This window comes from Serratia sp. AS12 (genome assembly GCF_000214195.1).
Classification (GTDB): domain Bacteria; phylum Pseudomonadota; class Gammaproteobacteria; order Enterobacterales; family Enterobacteriaceae; genus Serratia; species Serratia plymuthica.
In genome coordinates, this window is sequence record NC_015566.1 from 1381450 (window position 1) to 1403170 (window position 21721).

At 59.0% G+C, this 21721-nt stretch carries 23 protein-coding genes; 11 read left to right on the forward strand and 12 right to left on the reverse strand.

Annotated elements, in window-relative coordinates; translation table 11 throughout:
- The first annotated feature begins 103 nt into the window (after positions 1–103).
- Complete coding sequence (gene aroG, locus SERAS12_RS06400) at positions 104–1156, forward strand: 3-deoxy-7-phosphoheptulonate synthase AroG (RefSeq protein ID WP_004941813.1); 1053 nt, start codon at positions 104–106, stop codon at positions 1154–1156.
- Between the two features lie 80 nt (positions 1157–1236).
- Here the strand turns inward: aroG and gpmA are convergent, their stop codons facing one another.
- The 9 genes from gpmA to modE all read right to left on the reverse strand — a co-directional run bounded on the left by gpmA (position 1237) and on the right by modE (position 10356).
- Complete coding sequence (gpmA, locus tag SERAS12_RS06405) at positions 1237–1989, reverse strand: 2,3-diphosphoglycerate-dependent phosphoglycerate mutase (protein WP_013811938.1); 753 nt, start codon at positions 1987–1989, stop codon at positions 1237–1239.
- 214 nt (positions 1990–2203) lie between these two features.
- A complete protein-coding gene (locus SERAS12_RS06410) occupies positions 2204–2548 on the reverse strand; it encodes a PsiF family protein (protein ID WP_013811939.1) in 345 nt (114 codons plus the stop codon).
- 197 nt (positions 2549–2745) lie between these two features.
- Positions 2746–3789 carry a galactose-1-epimerase gene (gene galM / locus SERAS12_RS06415; protein ID WP_013811940.1) on the reverse strand — a complete coding sequence of 348 codons (1044 nt, stop codon included), beginning with the start codon at positions 3787–3789 and terminating at the stop codon, positions 2746–2748.
- Positions 3783–4934 carry a galactokinase gene (gene galK / locus SERAS12_RS06420; RefSeq protein ID WP_013811941.1) on the reverse strand — a complete coding sequence of 384 codons (1152 nt, stop codon included), beginning with the start codon at positions 4932–4934 and terminating at the stop codon, positions 3783–3785. Before galK ends, galM begins: the two co-directional genes overlap by 7 nt.
- Entirely contained in the window at positions 4931–5983 is a 1053-nt protein-coding gene (gene galT, locus SERAS12_RS06425; protein WP_013811942.1) for a galactose-1-phosphate uridylyltransferase, read from the reverse strand. Before galT ends, galK begins: the two co-directional genes overlap by 4 nt.
- Before the next feature lie 284 nt (positions 5984–6267).
- Positions 6268–7086 (reverse strand): CPBP family intramembrane glutamic endopeptidase, encoded by an 819-nt coding sequence (locus tag SERAS12_RS06430; RefSeq protein WP_013811943.1) that lies wholly within the window; start codon positions 7084–7086, stop codon positions 6268–6270.
- Between the two features lie 154 nt (positions 7087–7240).
- Positions 7241–7813, reverse strand: coding sequence for a cysteine hydrolase family protein (locus SERAS12_RS06435; RefSeq protein ID WP_013811944.1), 573 nt, complete (start codon positions 7811–7813; stop codon positions 7241–7243).
- A gap of 131 nt (positions 7814–7944) precedes the next feature.
- A complete protein-coding gene (gene modF / locus SERAS12_RS06440; RefSeq protein WP_013811945.1) occupies positions 7945–9417 on the reverse strand; it encodes a molybdate ABC transporter ATP-binding protein ModF in 1473 nt (490 codons plus the stop codon).
- Positions 9418–9564: 147 nt separating this feature from the next.
- Positions 9565–10356, reverse strand: coding sequence for a molybdenum-dependent transcriptional regulator (gene modE / locus SERAS12_RS06445; RefSeq protein ID WP_013811946.1), 792 nt, complete (start codon positions 10354–10356; stop codon positions 9565–9567).
- Between the two features lie 190 nt (positions 10357–10546).
- On the opposite strand from modE, the gene SERAS12_RS25410 reads away from it, so the two are divergent.
- The 4 genes from SERAS12_RS25410 to modC all read left to right on the forward strand — a co-directional run bounded on the left by SERAS12_RS25410 (position 10547) and on the right by modC (position 13387).
- A complete protein-coding gene (locus SERAS12_RS25410) occupies positions 10547–10696 on the forward strand; it encodes an AcrZ family multidrug efflux pump-associated protein (RefSeq protein WP_004941845.1) in 150 nt (49 codons plus the stop codon).
- A 163-nt stretch (positions 10697–10859) separates the two neighbouring features.
- On the forward strand, positions 10860–11633 hold the full coding sequence (gene modA / locus SERAS12_RS06455; protein ID WP_013811947.1) for a molybdate ABC transporter substrate-binding protein: 774 nt from the start codon (positions 10860–10862) through the stop codon (positions 11631–11633).
- Positions 11630–12319 carry a molybdate ABC transporter permease subunit gene (gene modB / locus SERAS12_RS06460; RefSeq protein WP_013811948.1) on the forward strand — a complete coding sequence of 230 codons (690 nt, stop codon included), beginning with the start codon at positions 11630–11632 and terminating at the stop codon, positions 12317–12319. The genes modA and modB overlap by 4 nt, the downstream gene beginning before the upstream one ends.
- Positions 12320–13387, forward strand: a complete 1068-nt coding sequence (modC, locus tag SERAS12_RS06465) for a molybdenum ABC transporter ATP-binding protein ModC (RefSeq protein ID WP_013811949.1) — start codon at positions 12320–12322, stop codon at positions 13385–13387.
- 32 nt (positions 13388–13419) lie between these two features.
- Here modC and SERAS12_RS06470 read toward each other — a convergent pair whose 3' ends face one another.
- Complete coding sequence (locus SERAS12_RS06470) at positions 13420–14244, reverse strand: pyridoxal phosphatase (protein WP_013811950.1); 825 nt, start codon at positions 14242–14244, stop codon at positions 13420–13422.
- Positions 14245–14422: 178 nt separating this feature from the next.
- On the opposite strand from SERAS12_RS06470, the gene pgl reads away from it, so the two are divergent.
- Positions 14423–15418 (forward strand): 6-phosphogluconolactonase, encoded by a 996-nt coding sequence (gene pgl, locus SERAS12_RS06475; protein WP_013811951.1) that lies wholly within the window; start codon positions 14423–14425, stop codon positions 15416–15418.
- Between the two features lie 240 nt (positions 15419–15658).
- Here the strand turns inward: pgl and SERAS12_RS06480 are convergent, their stop codons facing one another.
- On the reverse strand, positions 15659–16141 hold the full coding sequence (locus SERAS12_RS06480; RefSeq protein ID WP_013811952.1) for a kinase inhibitor: 483 nt from the start codon (positions 16139–16141) through the stop codon (positions 15659–15661).
- A gap of 165 nt (positions 16142–16306) precedes the next feature.
- Between SERAS12_RS06480 and SERAS12_RS06485 the strand changes: the two genes are divergently transcribed.
- The gene (locus SERAS12_RS06485; RefSeq protein WP_004941868.1) at positions 16307–16708 is read left to right on the forward strand and encodes a YkvA family protein; all 402 of its coding nucleotides are present in this window, start codon (positions 16307–16309) and stop codon (positions 16706–16708) included.
- A 4-nt stretch (positions 16709–16712) separates the two neighbouring features.
- Here the strand turns inward: SERAS12_RS06485 and bioA are convergent, their stop codons facing one another.
- Positions 16713–17987 (reverse strand): adenosylmethionine--8-amino-7-oxononanoate transaminase, encoded by a 1275-nt coding sequence (gene bioA, locus SERAS12_RS06490; RefSeq protein WP_013811953.1) that lies wholly within the window; start codon positions 17985–17987, stop codon positions 16713–16715.
- Between the two features lie 90 nt (positions 17988–18077).
- On the opposite strand from bioA, the gene bioB reads away from it, so the two are divergent.
- The 4 genes from bioB to bioD are packed head-to-tail and all read left to right on the forward strand — an operon-like array spanning position 18078 to position 21684.
- Positions 18078–19115: a biotin synthase BioB gene (gene bioB, locus SERAS12_RS06495; RefSeq protein ID WP_013811954.1), complete on the forward strand. Its 1038-nt coding sequence runs from the start codon at positions 18078–18080 to the stop codon at positions 19113–19115.
- Positions 19115–20266, forward strand: a complete 1152-nt coding sequence (gene bioF / locus SERAS12_RS06500) for an 8-amino-7-oxononanoate synthase (protein WP_013811955.1) — start codon at positions 19115–19117, stop codon at positions 20264–20266. The genes bioB and bioF overlap by 1 nt, the downstream gene beginning before the upstream one ends.
- Positions 20250–21017: a malonyl-ACP O-methyltransferase BioC gene (gene bioC, locus SERAS12_RS06505; protein WP_013811956.1), complete on the forward strand. Its 768-nt coding sequence runs from the start codon at positions 20250–20252 to the stop codon at positions 21015–21017. The genes bioF and bioC overlap by 17 nt, the downstream gene beginning before the upstream one ends.
- On the forward strand, positions 21010–21684 hold the full coding sequence (bioD, locus tag SERAS12_RS06510) for a dethiobiotin synthase (protein WP_013811957.1): 675 nt from the start codon (positions 21010–21012) through the stop codon (positions 21682–21684). The genes bioC and bioD overlap by 8 nt, the downstream gene beginning before the upstream one ends.
- Positions 21685–21721: the final 37 nt, after the last annotated feature.

Genomic DNA, 21721 nt, shown 5'->3' on the forward strand with positions numbered 1-21721 from the left:
GCCGGGAGGCGGCAAAGGTGATTTACAGCGCTACCCTCACAGGCTAAATTGGTTGGATCTACGCTCTGTGAAATACCGCCCCTCGATACCGAATGGAAAAGTTATGAATTACCAAAATGACGATTTACGCATTAAAGAAATTAAGGAACTCCTGCCACCGGTGGCCCTGTTAGAGAAGTTTCCGGCCACTGAACGTGCAGCTGAGACGGTGTCCCTGGCGCGCAGTGCAATTCACAAGATCCTTCGCGGTAACGACGATCGCCTGCTGGTGGTCATCGGCCCATGCTCGATCCACGACACCAAAGCGGCAAAAGAGTATGCCGAGCGCCTGCTGACGTTGCGTCAGGAACTGAGTGGCGAGCTGGAAGTGGTGATGCGCGTTTACTTTGAAAAACCGCGTACCACCGTGGGCTGGAAAGGGCTGATCAACGATCCGCAGATGGACAACAGCTTCCAGATCAACGACGGTCTGCGCCTGGCCCGTAAGTTGCTGTTGGATATCAACGATAGCGGCTTGCCGGCTGCGGGGGAATTCCTCGACATGATCACCCCGCAGTACCTGGCTGATCTGATGAGCTGGGGCGCGATCGGCGCACGTACCACGGAATCCCAGGTGCACCGCGAGCTGTCTTCCGGCCTGTCTTGCCCGGTTGGTTTCAAGAACGGTACCGACGGCACCATCAAAGTGGCGATTGACGCCATCAACGCTGCCAGCGCGCCGCACTGTTTCCTGTCGGTGACCAAATGGGGCCACTCGGCGATCGTTAACACCAGCGGTAACGGCGATTGCCACATTATTCTGCGCGGCGGCAAAGAGCCGAACTACAGCGCGGCGCATGTGAAAGAAGTCAAAGACGGCCTGGTCAAAGCGGGTCTGCCTGCGCAGGTGATGATCGACTTCAGCCACGCCAACAGCAGCAAGCAGTTCAAAAAGCAGCTGGAAGTGAATGCGGACGTCTGCAAACAGGTAGCCGGCGGTGAAAAAGCGATTATCGGCGTGATGATCGAAAGCCATCTGGTGGAAGGTAACCAGAATCTGGAAAGCGGCGAGCCGCTGGTCTATGGCAAGAGCGTGACAGACGCTTGCATCGGCTGGGAAGACACGGAAACCGTGCTGCGCGAGTTGGCGGCGGCGGTTAAGGCGCGTCGCGCCTGATACATCGAGCTCGGCCCGTTAAATCGGCATAAAAAAGCCCCCGGCCAAAACCGGGGGCTTTTTAGATCAACGGGCGAAAATTACTTCGCTTTACCCTGGTTTGCCACGGCGGCCGCTTTAGCAGCGATCTCGTCGGCATTGCCCAGGTAGTAACGTTTGATTGGCTTGAAGTTTTCGTCGAATTCATACACCAACGGCACGCCGGTTGGGATGTTCAGTTCGAGGATCTCATCTTCGCTCAGCTTATCCAGGTATTTCACCAGCGCACGCAGCGAGTTGCCGTGAGCGGCAACGATAACGCGCTCGCCGCTTTTGATGCGCGGCAGAATTTCTTCGTCCCAGTAAGGGATCACGCGATCAATAGTCAGCGCCAGGCTTTCGGTCAGCGGCAGCTCTTTTTCGGTCAGCGCTGAGTAACGTGGATCGTGGCCCGGGTAACGCTCATCATCTTTGGTCAGCTCTGGTGGGGTAACGGCGAAGCCGCGACGCCATTGCTTAACCTGCTCGTCACCGTATTTTTCAGCGGTTTCAGCCTTGTTCAGACCCTGCAGCGCACCGTAGTGGCGTTCGTTCAGCTTCCAGGATTTTTCAGTCGGCAGCCAAGCCTGATCCAGTTCGTCCAGAATGTTCCACAGGGTATGGATCGCGCGCTTCAGGACGGAGGTGTAAGCAAAGTCAAAAGAGAAACCTTCATCTTTCAACAGCTTGCCTGCTGCTTTCGCTTCGGTGCGACCTTTGTCGGACAAATCAACATCATACCAACCGGTAAAGCGGTTTTCGTTGTTCCACTGGCTTTCGCCGTGACGCACCAGAACCAGCTTAGTTACAGCCATAGCTTAACTCCTTAATAATCTGACATTTCAATGATAACGAAAATCATTATATTGCCGCGGCCTGTGGCTCGGCAATCGATAGTGTCTAACCATAGCCAATTTCTTGCCGCAAAGTAAGTGCTGTTCTGAGGAAAAGCTGAATCGATCAGGCGGGCGTCACGGGGGAAACCGGCACGGCGCAATGAGATCCCGCCGTGCCGCTAGCGAAGGGCTATCAGGCTGATTTTTTCAGACAGTTGCTCATAAAGGTTTTACGCTCGTCGCCTTTCAGGCTTTTGGTTTTGGCATCGGCGTTACAGGTTTTCATTTTCTGCTGTTGCGGTGTCAGGGTTTTCGCTGCAGTGGAACCTTCTGCCTTCAGGCAGGTGCTCATGAAGGTCGTGCGGTCTGCCCCTTTCAGCGTTTTGGTGGAGGCTTGTTGATTACAATCAGTCATGCGCTTCTGCTGAGCAGCCTGCGCCGGTGAAGGCGTTTTTGTTGCGGTTGCGGTATCGGCAGCCATCAGGTTGGTGCTCAGCAGTAAACCCGCCAGTAATGGGAGTGCAGTAATCAGACGCATAGGTGTTCCTTCAGCTATTGGCCGGCCAGAGATGGCCGAAAATTGTGACGCAGCACAAGGCGTTGTGCTTATCACCGTAGCCTGATTCTAGTGTGCGCTTTGGAATAAGGAAAGGCAGGTGCCGGTGGGGGCGGCGTGTAAAAAGGTAAGCATTTATAACAAATGGCCCCTGGCCGCATGGCAAGGGGCGTGGCGGGTCAGATAGGATAAAACTGATAATGGGTGGCACTTTGATATTGCTGCCCCGGCTTGAGCCAACAGTCCGGCTGCGGCCATTCCGGGTGGTGCGGGCTGTCGGGCAAAAACTCGCTTTCCAGCGCTATGCCGGCGTAACTGGCGTAGCTGCCGCCATCACGTGCCGGTGTGCCGTCCAGGTAATTGCCGCTGTACAGTTGCAGCGCCGGAGCGCTGGTGAAGACGCTCATCTGCACCTGACCATCCGCCGACCACAGGTGCGCCGCCGGGCAGTCCAGTGCGCCGCAGGTACGGTGCAGCAGATAGGCATGATCGTAGCCTTTTACCCGCTGCTGATCGCGGTCACGCAGGAAATCCTGCAGCAGCGTTTTCGGGTGGCGAAAATCCATGCCGCTGCCGTCCACCGGCGTGAGTTCGGCGTTGGGTATGCCCTCGCTGTCGACCGGCAGATAACGGTCGGCAAACAGTTGCAGCCGTTGCCGGCGGGCGTCGGTGTCGGCGCCGTCCAGATTGAAATAGGCGTGGTTGGTCAGATTGACCGGGCAGGCGCGATCGGTCCGGGCCTGATAGCTGATTTCCAGCCGGTTATCGGCAGTGAGCCGGTAATTGACTTCAACCTCGAGATTGCCGGGAAATCCCTGGTCGCCGTCGGGTGAATGCAGCGCGTAACTCACCTGCTGCGTGTCTTGTTGAACAATCCGCCAGCGACGGGCGTTGAAGCCTTCCGGCCCGCCATGCAGTTGGTGTTCCCCTTGATTGGCGAGCAGCGGATGAGGCTTGTTGTCGACCAGCAGGCTGGCGTAGGCGATACGGTTGGCATAGCGTCCGACGGTGGCGCCAAGATAGGCCGCTTGCCGCTGGTAATCCGCCGGTGTCCGGCAGCCCAGCAGCAGTTCACGCGTTTTGCCCGATTTCAGCGGTAGCACGGCGGAAAGCCAGGTAGCGCCCCAGTCCATCAGCGTGACCGTCATCCCGCCGGCGTTCTGCAACCGGGTTAGCTGGTAGGGCTGGCCATCAGGGGCCAGTTGCAGGCTGTCTGTCAGCATATTCCGGCCCCCGCTGATGCCTTGCAAACGTAAAAGGTTTCCTGAAGTCCGTTGGTTTGCAACGGATACTCCCGCGCTACCGTCTCGCGCACCTGTTCCACCAGTTCTTGCGGCATCAGCGCCACGATGCAGCCGCCAAAACCGCCGCCGGTCATGCGCGCGCCGCCGCGATCGCCGATAACGTTTTTGACGATCTCCACCAACTGGTCGATCGGCGGTACGGTAATGGCAAAGTCATCCCGCATTGAAGCGTGAGATTCCGCCATCAGCCTGCCCATCAGTTTCATATCGCCCGCTGCCAATGCATCTGCGGCGGCCAGGGTGCGATCGTTTTCGGTGATCACGTGGCGCGCTCGCTTGGCGACGATCGGATCCAATTCATGCTGGATAGGGAAGAACAGATCCGGGCTGACGTCGCGCAGTGCCTTGACGCCGAAGAAGCGTGCGGCGGCTTCGCATTGTTCGCGACGGGTGTTGTATTCGCTGTCCACCAGCCCGCGCTTCACGTTGGAGTTGATGATTACCACGGCAATATTTTCCGGGACCGACACCGCACGGGTCTCCAGTGAACGGCAATCGATCAGTAAGGCATGATCCTGTTCACCGAGCGCGGAAATCAGCTGATCCATGATCCCGCAATTGCAACCGACGAACTGGTTCTCCGCCTCCTGGCCATTCAAAGCCAAGGCTACGCCATCCAGCGGCAGTTCATACAATGCCTGCATCACCTGGCCAACGGCCACTTCCAGTGAGGCGGAAGAGCTGAGGCCGGCGCCTTGCGGCACGTTGCCGGCGATCACCAGATCCGCGCCGCCAAAATTGGCGTTGCGCAATTGCAGGTGTTTGATCACGCCGCGGACGTAATCGGACCAAAGCTGGTCCGGGTGGCTGACGATTGGATCGTCGAGCGAGAACTGATCCAACTGGCCGTCGTAATCGGCCGCGATCACCCGGATCTGGCGATCGTCACGTCTGGCTCCGGCGATCACCGTTTGGTAATCAATGGCGCACGGCAACACGAAACCGTCGTTATAGTCGGTATGTTCGCCGATCAAATTCACGCGTCCAGGCGCTTGAATGGTCAGCGCGGGCGCGTAGCCAAAGCGTTGGGTGAAAATGGTGTGGGTATGATGTTTCAAACTCATTGCTTGGCTCCGGCTTCACGGTAATGAATGTCGTTAACGGCGCGCAGACGCTCTGCGGCCTGTTCTGCAGTCAGATCGCGCTGGGTTTCCGCCAGCATCTCGTAACCCACCATAAATTTACGCACCGTGGCGGAGCGCAGCAGTGGCGGATAGAAATGGGCGTGCAACTGCCAGTGACGATTATCCGCGTTATTGAAAGGTGCGCCGTGCCAGCCCATGGAATAGGGGAAAGAGCACTGGAACAGATTGTCGTAACGGCTGGTCAGTTTTTTCAGCGCTATGGCCAGGTCACTGCTCTGCGCGGCGCTCAGATCGGTAATGCGTTGCACTGCGGCCTTCGGCAGCAGCAGCGCTTCAAACGGCCAGGCGGCCCAGTAGGGCACCACGGCCAGCCAGTGTTCGGTTTCAACGATCGTACGGCTGCCGTCAGCGAGTTCACGCTGCACGTAATCCAGTAACAGAGGGGATTGGTGCTGTTGGAAATACTCGCGCTGCAGGCGATCTTCATGCTCGACTTCGTTCGGCAGGAAGCTATTGGCCCACACCTGCCCATGTGGGTGCGGGTTTGAGCAGCCCATGGCCGCCCCTTTGTTTTCAAATACCTGGACCCACGGATAGCTGTGCCCGAGATCGGCTGTTTGCTCTTGCCAGGTGGCAATCACCCGCTCCAGAGCCGCAAGCGTCAGTTCCGGCAGGGTTTTACTGTGATCGGGGGAGAAGCAGATGACCCGGCTGGTGCCGCGCGCGCTCTGGCAGCGCATGAGCGGATCCTGGTTTTCCGGTGCCTGCGGCGTATCCGTCATCAGCGCGGCGAAGTCATTGGTGAACACATAGGTGTCCTGATAATCCGGGTTTTTATCGCCGGTAACGCGGGTATTGCCAGGGCAGAGGAAGCAGTCCGGATCGTGCTGCGGCAGCGTTTCCTGCTGCGCGGATTCCTGTTGACCCTGCCATGGGCGCTTGGCGCGGTGCGGCGATACCAATACCCATTGACCGGTCAGCGGGTTATAGCGGCGATGGGGATGATCGATGGGATTAAAATCCGTCATTGCGGTTCCTTTTCTTGTCCGGTGCGGCTGTGTGTAATCGCTTTCATCAACGCCTGGCGCACCCTTTACAGATTAAAATGGATAACGATGCGCAAAAAGATAGCATGCCCGACGGAGTAAAAAGGTGATCCAGAGCGAAAAATGGAATCGTTTACACTTAAGGCAACAAGAAGGAATGCTGGTAATACGGCAGAGGGGTTAGAGCAGAGAAAGCAGGGCAACAAGCTGGATGATAGCGTTTTCATCCATAGCGCCGGCAGAGGGACTCCTGCCGGCTGAGAAGGTCAGGGATGTTGATACAGTGGATAAGTGAATAACAGCAGGTGCGTCAGATTAAGCCCGAAATGGAACAGGATCGGCACCCACAGGCGGCCGCTCCACATCCACGCCAGGCCGTAAATCAACCCGGCAAGCGTGGCGAAGGCTACCATCAGCATGCCACCGGCCAGGTGCGCGGCACCAAACACCAGTGCTGCGATTATCAATGCGGGCCAGGCGCCCAGCCACTGGCTGAGGCGTTGCTGCAGATAACCGCGAAACAGCGCTTCTTCCGCCATACAGACAAAAAACAGGTTGGCCATCACAAACGCCAGGATCCAGTCCGGTGCGTGCGGCTCAATCTTCAGCCCACCGAGGGCTACGGCCACCAGCAGTAAGGCAGGCACTGCCAGTATCAGCGCGATCCAGCCGGTTTTACCGGCGCTTTTACCGGTTTCAGCGGCAAACAACGTCGGCAGGCAGGCGAACAGCAGGAATGGCACCAGCGCTTTGTCGAAATTGTAATACATGGTGAACGGCGCGCTGAGCGGGCCGGGTTTCTCACCGTCGATCATCAATTGGTTATGGAACCCTGGTACCAGATGCAGGAATAGCGCCACGCAGCTTGCCACCACCAGCACTTCCAGCAGCACCGCCAGATTACGTTGGGCGCGGAAATGGTGCCGCAGGCCCGCCAAAGCGACAATGACCAACACATACACCAGACTCAGCGGGGTCAACACCCCGTGGTACATCCCCATGCCCGCCGACGCGGCCAGCACCAACCAGGCAATCAGCCGGTTAAATGGCAAAAAGAATAACGAAATCGAAAGTACGCCCCACATAACTCTATCCCTTTAAAATATGCACACAGCGCTCAGTGCCTGTGCGGCGTGTGAGTATGGCGAAGTTGAGCGCTATGACGAATAGTAACATAGAGAGGTTACAGCAAAGGTCCGGACAGTGATCTGACGTGAGTTTATTCGGCAACTGTCTGATTTACCCTTTCATCCAGGCCTGCGAGCGCATGATTTCCGCCAGGTTTTGCAAAATATCCAGGCTCTGTTGGTGTATCTCCTCGCTCGGCGCTGCGCACAAATCCTGCAATACGGTAACCTGAAAACCTGCGTCGTGAGCCTGTCGTGCGGTGCTTTCAATCGCCAGCGGGGTGCTGACGCCTCCCAGCAACAGGTGATGGCAACGATGCTGCTGCAACCAGGCTAACAAATTGTTACCGGCAAAAGCGGAAACGGCGTTCTTTTCGAACTGAACATCCACCGGCAACACTTGTAAAGCCTTGTCCCATTGGCAACCGGGGCTGCTCAAACGCAGAGCGCCGATCTGCTTCAGGTGGTTGAACAGCGGAGAGTGGGGCGGGATATCGTGATAATCGTCGGCAAACCCCACGCGTACCCAAATCACCGGAATTTTGCGCACCCGCGCGTAGGCCGCTGCGACATTGGTGTTGGCAATCAGGTCATGCGCCGCCACCTGTTCATGGCAGTGATTCGCGCGCCCCTTGGGGCCAATCAGATCCTCGATCAGATCGATAATAATCAGTGCGGCGGACATAGCCTCTCCAAAAATGAATCCTTCATCCCTTTATGATAAAAGGCCCACTGCGATGTGCTGCGGAGGAAGTGTTGCCGGATATGTCATCGGATGAGTGGCTGGGCCACCCCTCCGAAGGATTATCCAGAATGTCAGGCAAGCTGATCCTGCTGATAGCGGTAACCGTCACCGTCGGGCAAGAAGCTCAGGCGGTGGGTAATGCACTGTGGCGCGTCTTCCGCATGGTGGGAAACAAACAGTAATTGGGTGGCGCCCTGGCCGATCAGCACGTCGACAAAGCGGCGTACCAGTTGGCGATTGAGCGGATCCAGCCCCTGCAACGGTTCGTCGAGGATCAGCAACGCCGGATGCTTGACCAGCGCACGGGCGATCAACGCCAGCCGCTGCTGGCCCCAGGACAGGCTATGAAACGGCGTATCGCCGCGGGAACCGCCCAACCCCAACAGCGTCAGCCATTGGTCGGCCAATTGCTGCTGCCGGTCAGACACGGCCTGATAGATGCCGATGGAGTCGAAAAATCCGGACAGGATCACGTTGCGTACGCTTGAGCTGACACGATAGTCCAGATGCAGGCTGCTGCTGACATAGCCGATATGGCGTTTGATATCCCAGATGGTTTCTCCGCTGCCGCGGCGGCGGCCGAACAGGGTAAGATCGTTGCTGTAACCTTGTGGATGATCGCCGGTGATCAGACTGAGCAGGGTGGATTTACCGGCACCGTTAGGACCGACGATCTGCCAGTGCTCACCGGGGTTAACCTGCCAGTCGAGATGATTAAGGATGGGGCGATCGTTGTAACTGACCACGCCGTCACGCAGCACGATTAACGGTTGATCCGTCGGCAAGGTGGTTTTCTGGGCCGGATCCTCGGTTTCCGGCAGCGCCAGGCCATCCAGATTCTCGCTGTGTGCCAATTGCGCCACCAGCGCGTCCGCCATCACCTGCTGGCGTGTGCCCTGGCTTGCGAGAGTGCAATCTGCCAGCACCCCCACCTGCCGGATAAAGTCCGGCACCTCGTCAAAACGGTTGAGCACCAGTACTAGGGTGTAGCCGTGTCCGGAGAGTTCGTTTAGCAGTGCGGCCAACTGGGCGCGGGAATTCACGTCGAGCCCGTCGAAGGGCTCATCCAGGATCAGCAAGTCGGGCTGCGGCATTAACGCCCGGCACAGCAGGGTTTTGCGCGTTTCGCCCGTGGAAAGGTACTTAAAACGGCGCGTCAGCAGTGCAGTGATGCCAAACTGTGCGGCCAGTTGCGCGCAGCGCTCCGGGTCTTTCACTTCTTCTTGAATGATTTCCGCCGCGGTGCGGCCGGTGTCTTCTTCGCCGGGGCTGAGCAGGTCGGTATTGTTGCGTTGCCATTCGTCGCTGACCAGTTTTTGCAACTGTTCGAAGGAGATGCGCACCTGGCGGCTGAAATCGCTGCGGCGCTCGCCACTCAGCAGCACCAACTCATCGGCCAGCGCGCGCGCCAGGGCGGATTTTCCGCTGCCGTTGGCGCCGACAAAGGCCCAACTGTCGCCAGACTGAATCTCCAGCGTGTCCAGCGTCAGGGTACGGGTATCGCTTAAGCGAAATGAACCTTGCGAAATGTGCAGCAACGACATGACCTATTCCTTATACCCGTCGTATTTCAAGCCGCTGTGTGGCTGGCTGCGACTTGAAATCTATAGGGTATTTTGTAGATACTTTGTTTAGAAATAGGCCCATTGGCGGGTGAAGTCAATCGGCAAAAACGCAACGTTACGTTGCGTTTAACACAACGTGGCGACAATCACCCGGTCGGCGTTAAACAGGGCGTGCACCGCGCTGCCGGGTTGCAATTTAAGCTGTTGCAGCTCCTGATTGGCCACCGTGGCGCACAGGGTTTCGCCGCCCGCCAGCGTTACCAGTACTTCGCTGTGATCGGCGCTCGGCTGGATGCTGGCCACCACGCCCGCCAGTGCATTGTCCGCTGCCCCGATGAGGGCCGGATCGGTATTGAGCTTCACCCACGGCGCTTTAATCAGCGCCAACACTTCTTTTCCGGGGGCGAGCTGCAGCCGGTCGGCGCTCTGTTGGGTAAGTGCCGCGCTGAGGCGAGTTTTTCCATCGCTCAGTAAAATCTCCAAATGCTGCTGCACCTGCCGGTGGTCGCGCTCGATGACGGTGCCGAAGAACTGATTACGCGCGCTGGTTTGCAGCGAAAAGCGGGAGATCGCCGCCAGCAGGCTGTCGAGCGGCAGGTTGTCTTGCTGCAGTACGTCGAAGGCTTTTTGCTGGATTTGGCCCAACAGATCGTACAATTGGATCAGCCGTTCACCGTAGTGGGTGATCTGAGCGCCGCCGCCGCCCTTGCCGCCGGTGGCGCGTTCCACCACCGTTTGCTCCGCCAGTTGGTTCATGTCGTTAATGGCATCCCAGGCGCTTTTATAGCTGATGCCCGCCAGTTTGGCGCCCTGGCTGATGGAGCCGGTATGCCGGACCTGCTTGAGCAGCGCGATGCGGCGTGGATCGGCGAACAGTTTCTGCTGGAGTTTTAGGGTAAGGAGGATTTCGGCCTGCATAACGCGTCCTGTCGGCTGCAAAAGCCTTATTGTCGCCGATTTACCGGCAAAGCGCCAAAATGGCACGTTTGGCCGGTTACAAATTTCACCCGATGTTTAAAATAACTCCGTTTTAGCCGCTATTTTGGTTTAAAATGGCGCTACGTAGCGGTGTTCATTACCGCTCAATGGGCAGTTAAGTGAGGCTACCATGTTGGAATTATTGAAAAGTTTGCTGTTCGCTGTGGTAATGGTGCCGGTGGTCATGGCGATCATTCTCGGCCTGATCTACGGTTTGGCGGAAGTGTTCAACATTTTCTCCAAAGTGGGCCGCTCGAAAGAAAACCGCACTCAGCACTGATCGTCACCCATCCCCATCTCAATGCCCGCCGGTGCCGTTCGGCGGGTGTTTCTCAAGATATGTCTTCCCCTGCCGATAAACCGCATGACAAGTTTCTGCGCAACGTTATATTATTTTTTATATAACGAAGGGCGATATTGCACATTAATTTGCGGAGAACACCATGAAACAGCAATGGACTAAATGGGTCGGCGGTATTGTATTGGCATCAGGTATGGTCATGCAGGCGTCTGCGGCAGAGAAAATTACCGTTTTTGCGGCGGCATCGCTGACTAACGCGCTGCAGGATATCGCGGCCCAGTATCAGAAAGGCAAGGATGTGCAGGTGGTTTCTTCATTCGCCTCGTCTTCTACGCTGGCACGCCAGATTGAGCAGGGCGCTCCGGCCGATCTGTTTATCTCCGCCGATCAGCAGTGGATGGACTACGCCATCGACAAACAGCAGATGGTCAAAGAGACGCGGTATACGCTGTTGGGCAACGAACTGGTACTGATCGCCGCCAAAGACGGCAAGCAGGATAAAATTACGCTTAACAAACAGACCGACTGGGCGAAGCTGTTGAACGGCGGCCGCCTGGCGGTGGGGGATCCGGACCACGTACCGGCGGGGATCTACGCCAAAGAAGCGTTGCAGAATCTCGGCGTTTGGGCCGCGTTGGAGCCTAAGCTGGCGCGAGCCAACAACGTACGCAGTGCAATGGCGCTGGTGGAGCGCGGCGAAGCGCCGTTGGGCATTGTGTATGGCTCAGATGCGGTAGCCAGTGATAAAGTCAGCGTGGTGGGCGTCTTCCCGGAAGACAGCCACAAACCGGTTGAATACCCGATGGCAGTGGTTAAAGGCCATCAAACACCGGCCGTCAGCGCTTTTTATAACTACCTGAAAAGCCCGGAAGCGGCGGCTATTTTTCACCATTATGGATTCTCCCCGCGTAAATGATTCTGAGTGAGTACGAGTGGCAGGCCGTTGAACTGAGCCTGAAAGTGTCCGCCGTGGCGGTAGTTTGCAGCTTGCCTTTCGGCATTCTGATGGCCTGGATCCTGGTGCGTTGCCGTTTCCCCGGCAAATCGCTGCTGGACAGTCTTATCCACCTGCCGCTGGTGCTGCCGCCGGTGGTGGTCGGCTATATACTGCTGATCGCCATGGGGCGGCGCGGGGTGATTGGCGAATGGCTGTATGACTGGTTCGGTTTCAGTTTCAGCTTTAGCTGGCGCGGTGCGGCGTTGGCGTCCGCCGTGGTGGCGTTTCCGCTGATGGTGCGGGCCATCCGGCTGGCGCTGGAGGCGGTGGATACCCGCCTCGAACAGGCTGCCCGCACGCTGGGTGCCAATCCGTGGCGGGTGTTTTTCACCATTACGCTGCCGCTGTCGCTGCCTGGGGTCATCGTCGGTGTGGTGCTGGGTTTTGCCCGCTCGCTGGGGGAGTTCGGCGCCACCATTACCTTTGTATCCAATATTCCCGGCGAAACGCGCACCATTCCGCTGGCGATGTATACCCTGATTGAAACGCCGGGGGCGGAAGCCGCCGCCGCACGCCTGTGCGTGATTGCCATAGCGTTGTCGCTGGTTTCACTGATGGTTTCTGAGTGGCTGGCCCGCTGGGGCCGCAAACGGATGGGTATCTAAATGCTGGAGCTGGATTTTTCCCAACGCCTCGGCGATCTCGACCTCAACGTGCGTGCGGATCTGCCCGCCCAGGGCATTACCGCCATTTTTGGCTTGTCCGGCGCCGGTAAAACCTCATTAATCAACGCCATCGGTGGCCTGACGCGCATACAGCAAGGGCGCATAGCGCTCAATGGTCGCACGCTGGTGGATACTGCCAGCGGCCTCTGCCTGCCGCCGGAAAAACGCCGTATCGGCTACGTGTTTCAGGACGCGCGCCTGTTCCCGCATTACCGGGTGCGCGGCAACCTGCAATACGGCATGGCGGCCGGCATGCGCTCGCAGTTCGACAGCATCGTTGAACTGTTGGGCATTGGCCCCTTGCTCAACCGCCTGCCGTTGACCTTGTCCGGCGGTGAAAAACAACGAGTGGCGATTGGTCGCGCCTTGCTGACCGCCCCGGAACTGCTGTTGATGGACGAACCGCTGGCGTCGCTGGATCTGCCGCGCAAGCGCGAACTGCTGCCGTACCTGGAGCGGCTGGCGCAGGACGTCAATATCCCGATCCTCTACGTCAGCCACAGCATGGATGAAATCCTGCGTCTGGCGGAACAGGTGATGGTGCTGGATAATGGCCAGGTGCGGGCATTCGGCGGGCTGGAAGAGGTTTGGGCCAGCAGCGCGCTGCGCCCCTGGTTACAGCGAGAAGATCAAAGCAGCGTGTTGCGCGTCAGCGTGATCGAACATCACTCACGCTATGCCATGACCGCGCTGGCGCTGGGCGATCAACGTCTGTGGGTCAGCGGTGTCGATGCCCCATTGGGGGCGCAACTGCGTATCCGCATCAATGCCGCCGACGTTTCGCTGATCTTGCAGCCGCCGGTTAACAGCAGCATTCGCAACGTCTTGCCGGCCAAGGTGACCGAGTGTCTGGAAGTCGACGGGCAGGTGGAAGTGAAGCTGGCGGTGGGGGAAAGCGTGCTGTGGGCGCGCATTACGCCGTGGGCGCGTGACGAGCTGGCGATCCGGCCGGGGCAGTGGCTGTATGCGCAGGTGAAAAGCGTGTCGATCAGTCGCGAGGCGCGCTGAATACGGCCCTCCCGCAGGGGAGGGCGAAGGGGTTACTGGCCCAGCACCCGCGTGCGGATCACGTCGGCGATGCCTGGCTGCAGGTGATCGGCGATCACCAGATCGGCGCGCTGTTTGATAGCGTCATCGGCGTTGCCCATGGCTACGCCCAGACCGGCGGCTTCCAGCATGCTGAGATCGTTGTAGTTATCCCCGAAGGCCACCACCTGATCCATGCTCAGCCCCTGAGACTCGACCCACTGTTGCAGGCGTTTGCCCTTGCTGTTGCCGCCTTTGGCGATATCTACCTGATCGTGCCATGACCATTCACACGCCAGCCCCAGCTCTTTTTCCACCGTTTCGGCGAAGCTGCGCAGCGCGGGAATATCGTCGTGCGAGGTCGCGAACTTCCAGATCGACTGCACCTCGTCCACCGCCTGAACCAGACTGTTGACGTGAAGCAGCGTCGGGCGTTGCGCCGGGGGCAGGGTTTCCGCCCAGGCCAGCGAGCGGGTGATGTGGCCGCTGGTATCCTGATACAGCATGGCGTCGTCCACATACATCAGGCCGTGAATGCCGCTTTGTTTCAGCATTTGCAGCACCAACCTGGCCTGCTCTTTTGGCAGCGGATCGGCAGCCAACACCTTTTTCTGCTGGAAGTCATACAGATAGGTGCCGTTGCAGCAGATCGCCGGCGTGTCTATTTCCAGCGCCTGATAGAACGGGTGGATCGCCACGTGATGGCGACCGGTGGCCACCACCACTTTGATACCGGCGGCGCGTGCTTCAGCCAGGGCCGCCAGCGATTGCGGCAAAATGCGTTTTTGGTTGTCCAGCAGGGTGCCGTCCAGATCGAGGGCAATGACGCGGTAGCTCATAGGGATCTCATTATCGTTAGCAACAAAACTAACCTGATGGTACACCGGATAAGCGATGGATAAAACTGCACAGATTTCATCTGCAATCCGGGGTTGTTATGTCACCGATGTGAGGTAAGCTAGGGGAAACCGACAAACCTGAAACCGGTTTCTCTTTTACTCTCTTCAAGGAGAACACATGAAGCAAATCGTTTATGTCGCCAGCCCGGAAAGCCAGCAAATCCACGTGTGGCAGTTAAATGACACCGGCGCACTGGCGCTGCTGCAGACCGTCGACGTACCGGGCCAGGTACAGCCGATGGTGATCCACCCGGATAAAACGCACCTGTACGTTGGCGTGCGCCCGGCTTTTGGGATCGTCAGCTACCGCATTGAGGCGGACGGTAAACTGCAACAGGCCGGCATGGCGCCGCTGCCGGGCAGCCCAACCCATATTTCCACCGATTTGCAGGGCCGCTATCTGTTCTCCGCGTCCTACAGCGGCAACTGCACCAGCGTCAGCCCGATCGGCCATGACGGCGTGGTAGTAGCACCCCTTCAGCAGGTCGACGGTTTAACCGCACCGCACTCGGCCAATATCGACCCGACCAATCAGCTGCTGTTGGTACCTTGCCTGAAAGAAGATCGCATCCGCCTGTTCAACCTGAGTCTGGAAGGCAAACTGACGCCGCACGCGCAGGACGCGGTGGCCACCGCAGCCGGTGCAGGCCCGCGTCATATGGCGTTCCACCACAATGACAACTATGCCTACTGCGTGAACGAGCTGGACGGCACGGTAGACGTGTTCGTCATCACTGAAAACGGCAGCAAATACACCCTGACGCAGACGGTGAATATCATGCCGGACGATTTCGACGGCACCCGCTGGGCGGCAGATATCCACATCACGCCGAATGGCCGCTTCCTGTACACCAGCGACCGCACCGCCAGCATTCTGACGATTTTCAGAGTGTCCGAAGACGGCAGCACCCTGTCGCCGGTCGGCCATCATCCGACCGAAGAGCAGCCACGCGGTTTCAACATCGACCACAGCGGCCGCTTCGTGATTGCAGCAGGTCAGAAATCCGATCATATCGGCGTCTATGAAATCGATCAGACCAACGGCAAACTGACCACGTTGGCGCGTTATCCGGTGGGCAAGGGCCCGATGTGGGTGGGCGTGTTAGCCAAGTAATTAATACCCGTCGCCTTTCAAGCTGCAGCGTTGTTACCTGCACTCGATTATTCGGCCCATCCGTGGGCCGAACCCCTTCGGGGCCGCTGCAAGCAGCGTTCAAATCTGCTCCCGGCAGATTTGTCACCCAGTCACTTACTTGAGTAAGCTCCGGGGATGAGCGAGCTTGGCGCCTAGCTGCAACTTGAAATTCATAGGGTATGAATTATTGGAAAGCGGGCGCCGTTTTTTTGCGCAAAATCAGCTGTACTTCACCGTCAGCGTGGCGCTGCCGAGGCTGTGGAAGTGCACGTTAAAGCCGACCAGCGCACCGCTGGAACCTTCATCCACTTCAATGCTCTCAACGTCCAATGCATGAATCGTGAAGTGATAGCGATGGCTTTCACCCTGCGGGGGAGCCGCGCCGCCGTAGCCGGCGGAGCCAAAATCGGTGCGGGTCTGGATAGCGCCGGCCGGCAAACCGCCTTTGCCGGAGCCTGCGCCCTGCGGCAGTTCACGCGTCTGCACCGGGATGTTGGCCACTACCCAGTGCCACCAGCCGGAGCCGGTCGGGGCATCGGGATCGTACACCGAAATCACGAAACTCTTGGTGCCTTCCGGCACGCCATCCCAGGCCAGATGCGGCGACAGGTTCTCGCCCTGATAGCCCATGCCATTAAACACCTGGCGCTCCGGCATTTTCGCGCCGTCTTGCAGATCGTTGCTGTACAAACGAAAGCTCATAATGACTCCATGGGTCGGTAAAAGCTGAATGCCTAAGCTAGACCTTTTTGGCGCGACAACACAAGCGTCATTGCATCTCGCCAGCGGCCTCACCTATGAGTTACCATCCTTAACGCCGAAGCTACATAAGCGACATCAATAATTCACAGATCGATAAAAGTAATCATGATTTCATTCAAAAAACGCACGCCGTGGTTTGGTTGGCTGCGCCGCTGGGCCAAGGGCATCAAGCGCGACATTTATGCGCTGTGGCTGGCGGCCCGCGATCGGCGCACTCCCTGGTACGCCAAATTGATCGCCCTGCTGGTGGCGGGTTATGCGGTGTCGCCTATTGATTTGATCCCGGATTTTATTCCGGTGCTGGGCTATCTGGACGACGTGATCATCGTGCCGTTGGGCATCATGCTGGCGGTGCGTCTGATCCCCCAACCGCTGATGGCGGAACTGCGGGAGAAGGCGCAACGGCGTATCGATAATCCCACAGGCCGCATGGCGGCGGTAATGATCATTTTATTGTGGGTGCTGTGTCTGGTGTTGCTGGCCCGCTATCTGGACCAGCATTGGTAGGCCGTTAGCTCGCCGCTGCGGCCACTGCCGCGGTCAACCGGCTGAGCTGGTCGGGCTGAATGATGTAAGGCGGCATCAGATAAATCAGCTTGCCGAATGGCCGGATCCACACTCCGCGCTCCACAAACCCGCGCTGCAACTGTGCCACGTCCACAGGTTCGCGCATTTCCACCACGCCAATCGCCCCCAGTACTCGCACATCCGCCACTTTTGGCAGCGACAGGAGCGGCAATAGCTGCTGTTTTAGCTGAGTTTCGATGGTGGCGACCTGCTGCTGCCAATGGTTTTCCGCCAACAGCGACAGGCTGGCTTCGGCCACCGCGCAGGCCAGCGGGTTGCCCATAAAGGTCGGCCCGTGCATAAAGCAACCTGCTGCACCCTTGCTGATGGTTTCCGCCACGTGGCGGGTGGTCAGGGTAGCCGACAGCGTCATATACCCGCCGGTCAGCGCCTTGCCCAGGCAGAGAATATCCGGTACCACCTCCGCGTGCTCACAGGCAAACAGCTTGCCGGTGCGGCCAAAACCGGTGGCGATTTCATCGGCAATCAGCAGTATCTGATGCTGGTCGCACAGTTCGCGCACCCGTTTGAGGTAGGTGGGGTGGTAAATGCGCATTCCTCCTGCGCCTTGCACCACCGGCTCCAGAATCACTGCGGCGATCTCCCCGGCGTGCTGTTCCAGCAGTGCGGCGAACGGCGCAATGTCGTTTTCATTCCAGGGTTCATCAAAACGGCACTGCGGCGCAGTGGCGAACAGGTGCGGCGCGAGATAGCCCTGATACAGACTGTGCATCGAGTTGTCCGGATCGCACACCGACATCGCGCCGAAGGTATCGCCGTGATAGCCGTGACGCAGGGTCAGAATGCGCTGCCGCCGCTCCCCACGCGCCTGCCAGTATTGCAGCGCCATCTTCAGCGCCACTTCGACGGCCACCGAACCGGAATCCGCCAGAAAAACGCATTGCAGCGCCTCCGGCGTCATCTCCACCAGCCTGCGGCACAGTGCGATAGCGGCAGGATGGGTGATGCCGCCGAACATCACGTGCGACATTTTTTCCAGTTGCCGGGTGGCAGCCAGGTTCAACTGCGGATGGTTATAGCCGTGGATCGCCGCCCACCAGGAAGACATGCCGTCTACCAGGCGCCGGCCGTCGGCCAATTGCAGCTCGACGCCGCTGGCGGCCTCTACCGGATAGCAGGGCAATGGATGGCTCATGGAGGTGTACGGGTGCCAGATATGGCGCTGGTCGAATTCAAGGTCGGAGGCGCTGATAGACATGCTTGTAAACCAAATCATATTCGTAATGGTTGACAGTATATCCACAATATCTACACTGACGACACTTTTTTCATTTTTGGAGACGCCGTGATGGCCGATCGCATTCACTGGACAGTGGGTCTTGCCCAGACCCTGTTTGATAAACCGTTACTTGAGCTGTTGTTTGAAGCCCAGACCGTTCACCGTCAGCATTTTGATCCGCGTCAGGTGCAGGTGAGCACGCTGTTATCAATCAAAACCGGCGCCTGTCCGGAAGACTGCAAATACTGCCCGCAAAGTTCGCGCTACAAAACCGGTCTTGAGACGGAGCGGCTGATGCAGGTGGAACAGGTACTGGAATCGGCGCGCAAGGCCAAAGCGAATGGATCGACCCGCTTCTGCATGGGGGCGGCGTGGAAGAACCCGCACGAGCGCGATATGCCCTATCTGCAACAGATGGTGCAGGGGGTGAAGGCGATGGGCATGGAAACCTGCATGACGCTGGGTACGCTTGACCACACCCAGGCCGAACGGCTGGCGGACGCCGGGCTGGATTATTACAACCACAACCTGGACACCTCGCCGGAGTTTTACGGCAACATTATCACCACCCGCAGCTATCAGGAACGTCTGGACACGCTGGACAAGGTGCGTGGGGCGGGCATTAAAGTCTGTTCCGGCGGCATCGTCGGGCTGGGCGAGACGGTGCGTGACCGCGCGGGGCTGCTGGTGCAGCTGGCTAACCTGCCGACACCGCCGGAGAGCGTGCCGATCAACATGCTGGTGAAGGTAAAAGGCACGCCGCTGGCGGATAACGACGACGTCGATCCGTTCGATTTCATCCGCACCATCGCGGTGGCGCGCATCATGATGCCGGCTTCCTACGTCCGCCTTTCCGCCGGTCGCGAACAAATGAACGAGCAAACTCAGGCGATGTGCTTTATGGCCGGCGCCAACTCCATCTTCTACGGCTGCAAACTGCTGACCACGCCAAATCCGGAAGAAGACAAAGATCTGCAACTGTTCCGCAAGCTGGGCCTCAACCCGCAGCAGACCGAAACCGAGCACGGCGACAACCAGCAGCAACAGGTACTGGCGGAGCAGCTGCTGCATGCCGATACCGCTGAGTTTTACAACGCGGCGCTGTAATGAGCTGGCAACAACGTATTGAACAGGCGCTGGAGGAGCGGCAGCAGAATGCCGCTTACCGTCATCGCCAGGTGAACCAGGGCGGCAATGGCCGCCATATTCAGCTGGGCGGCGAGCGCTACCTGAATTTTTCCGGCAACGACTATCTTGGCCTGAGCCAGGATCCGCAGGTGATCGCCGCCTGGCAGCAGGGCGCCCAGCAGTATGGCGTCGGCAGCGGCGGCTCCGGGCACGTCACCGGGTTCTGTGCGGCGCATCAGGCGCTGGAACAGCAACTGGCGGCGTGGCTCGGCTACCCGCGTGCGCTGCTGTTTATCTCCGGCTATGCCGCCAATCAGGCATTGCTGGCGGCGCTGATGCAGGCGGACGATCGCATATTGGCGGACCGGCTCAGCCACGCGTCGCTGCTGGAGGCGGCCGCCCATTCACCGGCCCAGCTGCGTCGTTTTCGCCACAATCAGCCGCAGGCGCTGGCCGGCCTGCTGGCAAAATCCTGCGGTGGCCAGATGCTGGCGGTGACCGAAGGGGTGTTCAGCATGGACGGCGACAGCGCACCGCTGGCGGAGCTGCATCGCCTGACCCAAGCGGCGGGTGCCTGGCTGATGGTCGATGATGCGCACGGCATCGGCGTTCACGGCGAACAAGGGCGCGGCAGTTGCTGGCAGCAGGGCGTGCGGCCCGAACTGCTGGTGGTCACCTTTGGTAAAGCCTTTGGCGTCAGCGGCGCGGCCGTGCTGTGCGACGAAGCCACGGCGGAATATCTACTGCAGTTTGCCCGCCATTTGATTTACAGCACCGCGATGCCGCCGGCGCAGGCTTGCGCCTTGCAGACGGCGTTGCACCGCATCCAGCAGGGTGACGAATTACGTGCCCGGCTGCAGGACAATATTCAGCGCTTCCGGCAAGGTGCGGCCCAGTTGCCATTAGCCTTGACGGCGTCGGTGACCGCCATTCAGCCGCTGCTGGTGGGCGACAACCAGCGTGCGCTCGATCTGGCGCAGCAGCTGCGTGGCCAGGGATTGTGGGTGAGCGCCATTCGCCCGCCAACGGTGCCACCGGGCGGCGCGCGCCTTCGCATTACCCTGACGGCGGCGCATCAGCCGCAGGATATCGATCGCCTGTTGGAGGTATTGCATGACGTCAGCCTTTGAGCCGGTCAACAAGCAGGCGGTAGCCTCGGCCTTCAGCCGTGCGGCGGGCAGTTATGATTCGGCGGCGGTACTGCAACGTGATGTTGGTGAGCGCTTGCTGGGGATGGGGGCGGAGCATCGGGGCGAACAGTTGCTCGACGCAGGCTGCGGCACCGGGCACTTCAGCCGCCGCTGGCGCGAATTGGGGAAACAGGTCACCGCGCTCGATCTGGCGCCGGGCATGCTGGCATTCGCCCGCCAGCAGCAGGCTGCGGACCATTATCTGCTGGGGGATATCGAAAATGTGCCGCTGCCTGCGGCCGCGGTGGATATCTGTTTCAGCAGCCTGGTGGTGCAATGGTGCAGCGATTTACCGCGCGCTTTGGCGGAGTTGTACCGGGTAACCCGGCCGGGTGGCGTGATTTTGTTTTCTACGCTGGCGGAAGGCTCGCTGGCGGAGCTGGGTGACGCCTGGCAGCAGGTAGACGGCGAGCGTCACGTGAACGACTTTCTGCCGTTGGCGCAGATCGACGCGGCCTGCGCCGGCTATCGCCACCGTCTGGAGACGGAGCGACAAACCTTGAACTACCCGGACGTGATGGCGCTGATGCGATCGCTCAAGGGGATCGGCGCCACCCATTTGCATCAGGGGCGCGAAGCCGGTTTGCTGTCCCGTCGGCGGCTTGCCGCCTTGCAGGCTGCCTATCCGCGCAGGGGCGGGCAATTCCCGCTCAGCTATCATCTGGTTTATGGAGTGATTTATCGTGATTAAGCGTTGGTTCGTCACCGGCACCGATACCGAGGTGGGTAAAACCGTGGCCAGCAGCGCCTTGTTGCAGGCGGCCAATTTGGCGGGTTATCGCACGGCCGGTTACAAGCCGGTTGCCTCCGGCAGTGACATGACGGCCGAGGGGCTGCGCAATGGCGACGCGCTGGCATTACAGGCCAACAGCGCTGTGGCGCTGAGCTACGCGGAGGTGAATCCTTATGTGTTCGCCGAGCCGACGTCGCCGCACATTGTCAGTGCCGACGAAGGGCGGCCAATCGAGCTGGCCCAGCTTTCCGCCGGCCTGCGCCACCTGGAGCAAAGGGCCGACTGGCTGTTGGTCGAGGGGGCAGGCGGTTGGTTTACGCCGCTTTCCGAGCAGCATACCTTCGCCGACTGGGTACAGCAGGAGCAACTGCCGGTGATCTTGGTGGTGGGGATCAAACTGGGTTGCATTAATCATGCCGTGCTGACCGCGCAGGCGATCCAGCAGGCGGGGTTGCAGCTTGCTGGGTGGATTGCCAACGACGTGACTGCACCGGGCCGCCGTCATCAGGAATATTTGGCTACGCTGCGCCGTATGCTGCCTGCGCCATTGCTGGGGGAGATCCCGCATCTGCCGCAACCTGAGCGGCAGGCGCTGGGGACGTATCTGGATTTGAATCTGCTGTAAATGGGGCGGGGGAGATGACATTCTCCCACCGCCACTT

What these genes read in the sequence shown, in the direction of transcription:
- gpmA (WP_013811938.1), bottom strand. Translation starts at nt 1,989, where the DNA reads ATGGCTGTAACTAAGCTGGTTCTGGTGCGTCACGGCGAAAGCCAGTGG.
- modA (WP_013811947.1), top strand. Translation starts at nt 10,860, where the DNA reads ATGAAACAGCAATGGACTAAATGGGTCGGCGGTATTGTATTGGCATCA.
- SERAS12_RS06435 (WP_013811944.1), bottom strand. Translation starts at nt 7,813, where the DNA reads ATGTCCGCCGCACTGATTATTATCGATCTGATCGAGGATCTGATTGGC.
- modE (WP_013811946.1), bottom strand. Translation starts at nt 10,356, where the DNA reads ATGCAGGCCGAAATCCTCCTTACCCTAAAACTCCAGCAGAAACTGTTC.
- aroG (WP_004941813.1), top strand. Translation starts at nt 104, where the DNA reads ATGAATTACCAAAATGACGATTTACGCATTAAAGAAATTAAGGAACTC.
- galK (WP_013811941.1), bottom strand. Translation starts at nt 4,934, where the DNA reads ATGAGTTTGAAACATCATACCCACACCATTTTCACCCAACGCTTTGGC.
- SERAS12_RS06470 (WP_013811950.1), bottom strand. Translation starts at nt 14,244, where the DNA reads ATGAGCTACCGCGTCATTGCCCTCGATCTGGACGGCACCCTGCTGGAC.
- modC (WP_013811949.1), top strand. Translation starts at nt 12,320, where the DNA reads ATGCTGGAGCTGGATTTTTCCCAACGCCTCGGCGATCTCGACCTCAAC.
- bioA (WP_013811953.1), bottom strand. Translation starts at nt 17,987, where the DNA reads ATGTCTATCAGCGCCTCCGACCTTGAATTCGACCAGCGCCATATCTGG.
- SERAS12_RS25410 (WP_004941845.1), top strand. Translation starts at nt 10,547, where the DNA reads ATGTTGGAATTATTGAAAAGTTTGCTGTTCGCTGTGGTAATGGTGCCG.
- modF (WP_013811945.1), bottom strand. Translation starts at nt 9,417, where the DNA reads ATGTCGTTGCTGCACATTTCGCAAGGTTCATTTCGCTTAAGCGATACC.
- modB (WP_013811948.1), top strand. Translation starts at nt 11,630, where the DNA reads ATGATTCTGAGTGAGTACGAGTGGCAGGCCGTTGAACTGAGCCTGAAA.
- SERAS12_RS06430 (WP_013811943.1), bottom strand. Translation starts at nt 7,086, where the DNA reads ATGTGGGGCGTACTTTCGATTTCGTTATTCTTTTTGCCATTTAACCGG.
- bioB (WP_013811954.1), top strand. Translation starts at nt 18,078, where the DNA reads ATGGCCGATCGCATTCACTGGACAGTGGGTCTTGCCCAGACCCTGTTT.
- galT (WP_013811942.1), bottom strand. Translation starts at nt 5,983, where the DNA reads ATGACGGATTTTAATCCCATCGATCATCCCCATCGCCGCTATAACCCG.
- bioC (WP_013811956.1), top strand. Translation starts at nt 20,250, where the DNA reads ATGACGTCAGCCTTTGAGCCGGTCAACAAGCAGGCGGTAGCCTCGGCC.
- SERAS12_RS06485 (WP_004941868.1), top strand. Translation starts at nt 16,307, where the DNA reads ATGATTTCATTCAAAAAACGCACGCCGTGGTTTGGTTGGCTGCGCCGC.
- SERAS12_RS06480 (WP_013811952.1), bottom strand. Translation starts at nt 16,141, where the DNA reads ATGAGCTTTCGTTTGTACAGCAACGATCTGCAAGACGGCGCGAAAATG.
- pgl (WP_013811951.1), top strand. Translation starts at nt 14,423, where the DNA reads ATGAAGCAAATCGTTTATGTCGCCAGCCCGGAAAGCCAGCAAATCCAC.
- bioF (WP_013811955.1), top strand. Translation starts at nt 19,115, where the DNA reads ATGAGCTGGCAACAACGTATTGAACAGGCGCTGGAGGAGCGGCAGCAG.
- SERAS12_RS06410 (WP_013811939.1), bottom strand. Translation starts at nt 2,548, where the DNA reads ATGCGTCTGATTACTGCACTCCCATTACTGGCGGGTTTACTGCTGAGC.
- galM (WP_013811940.1), bottom strand. Translation starts at nt 3,789, where the DNA reads ATGCTGACAGACAGCCTGCAACTGGCCCCTGATGGCCAGCCCTACCAG.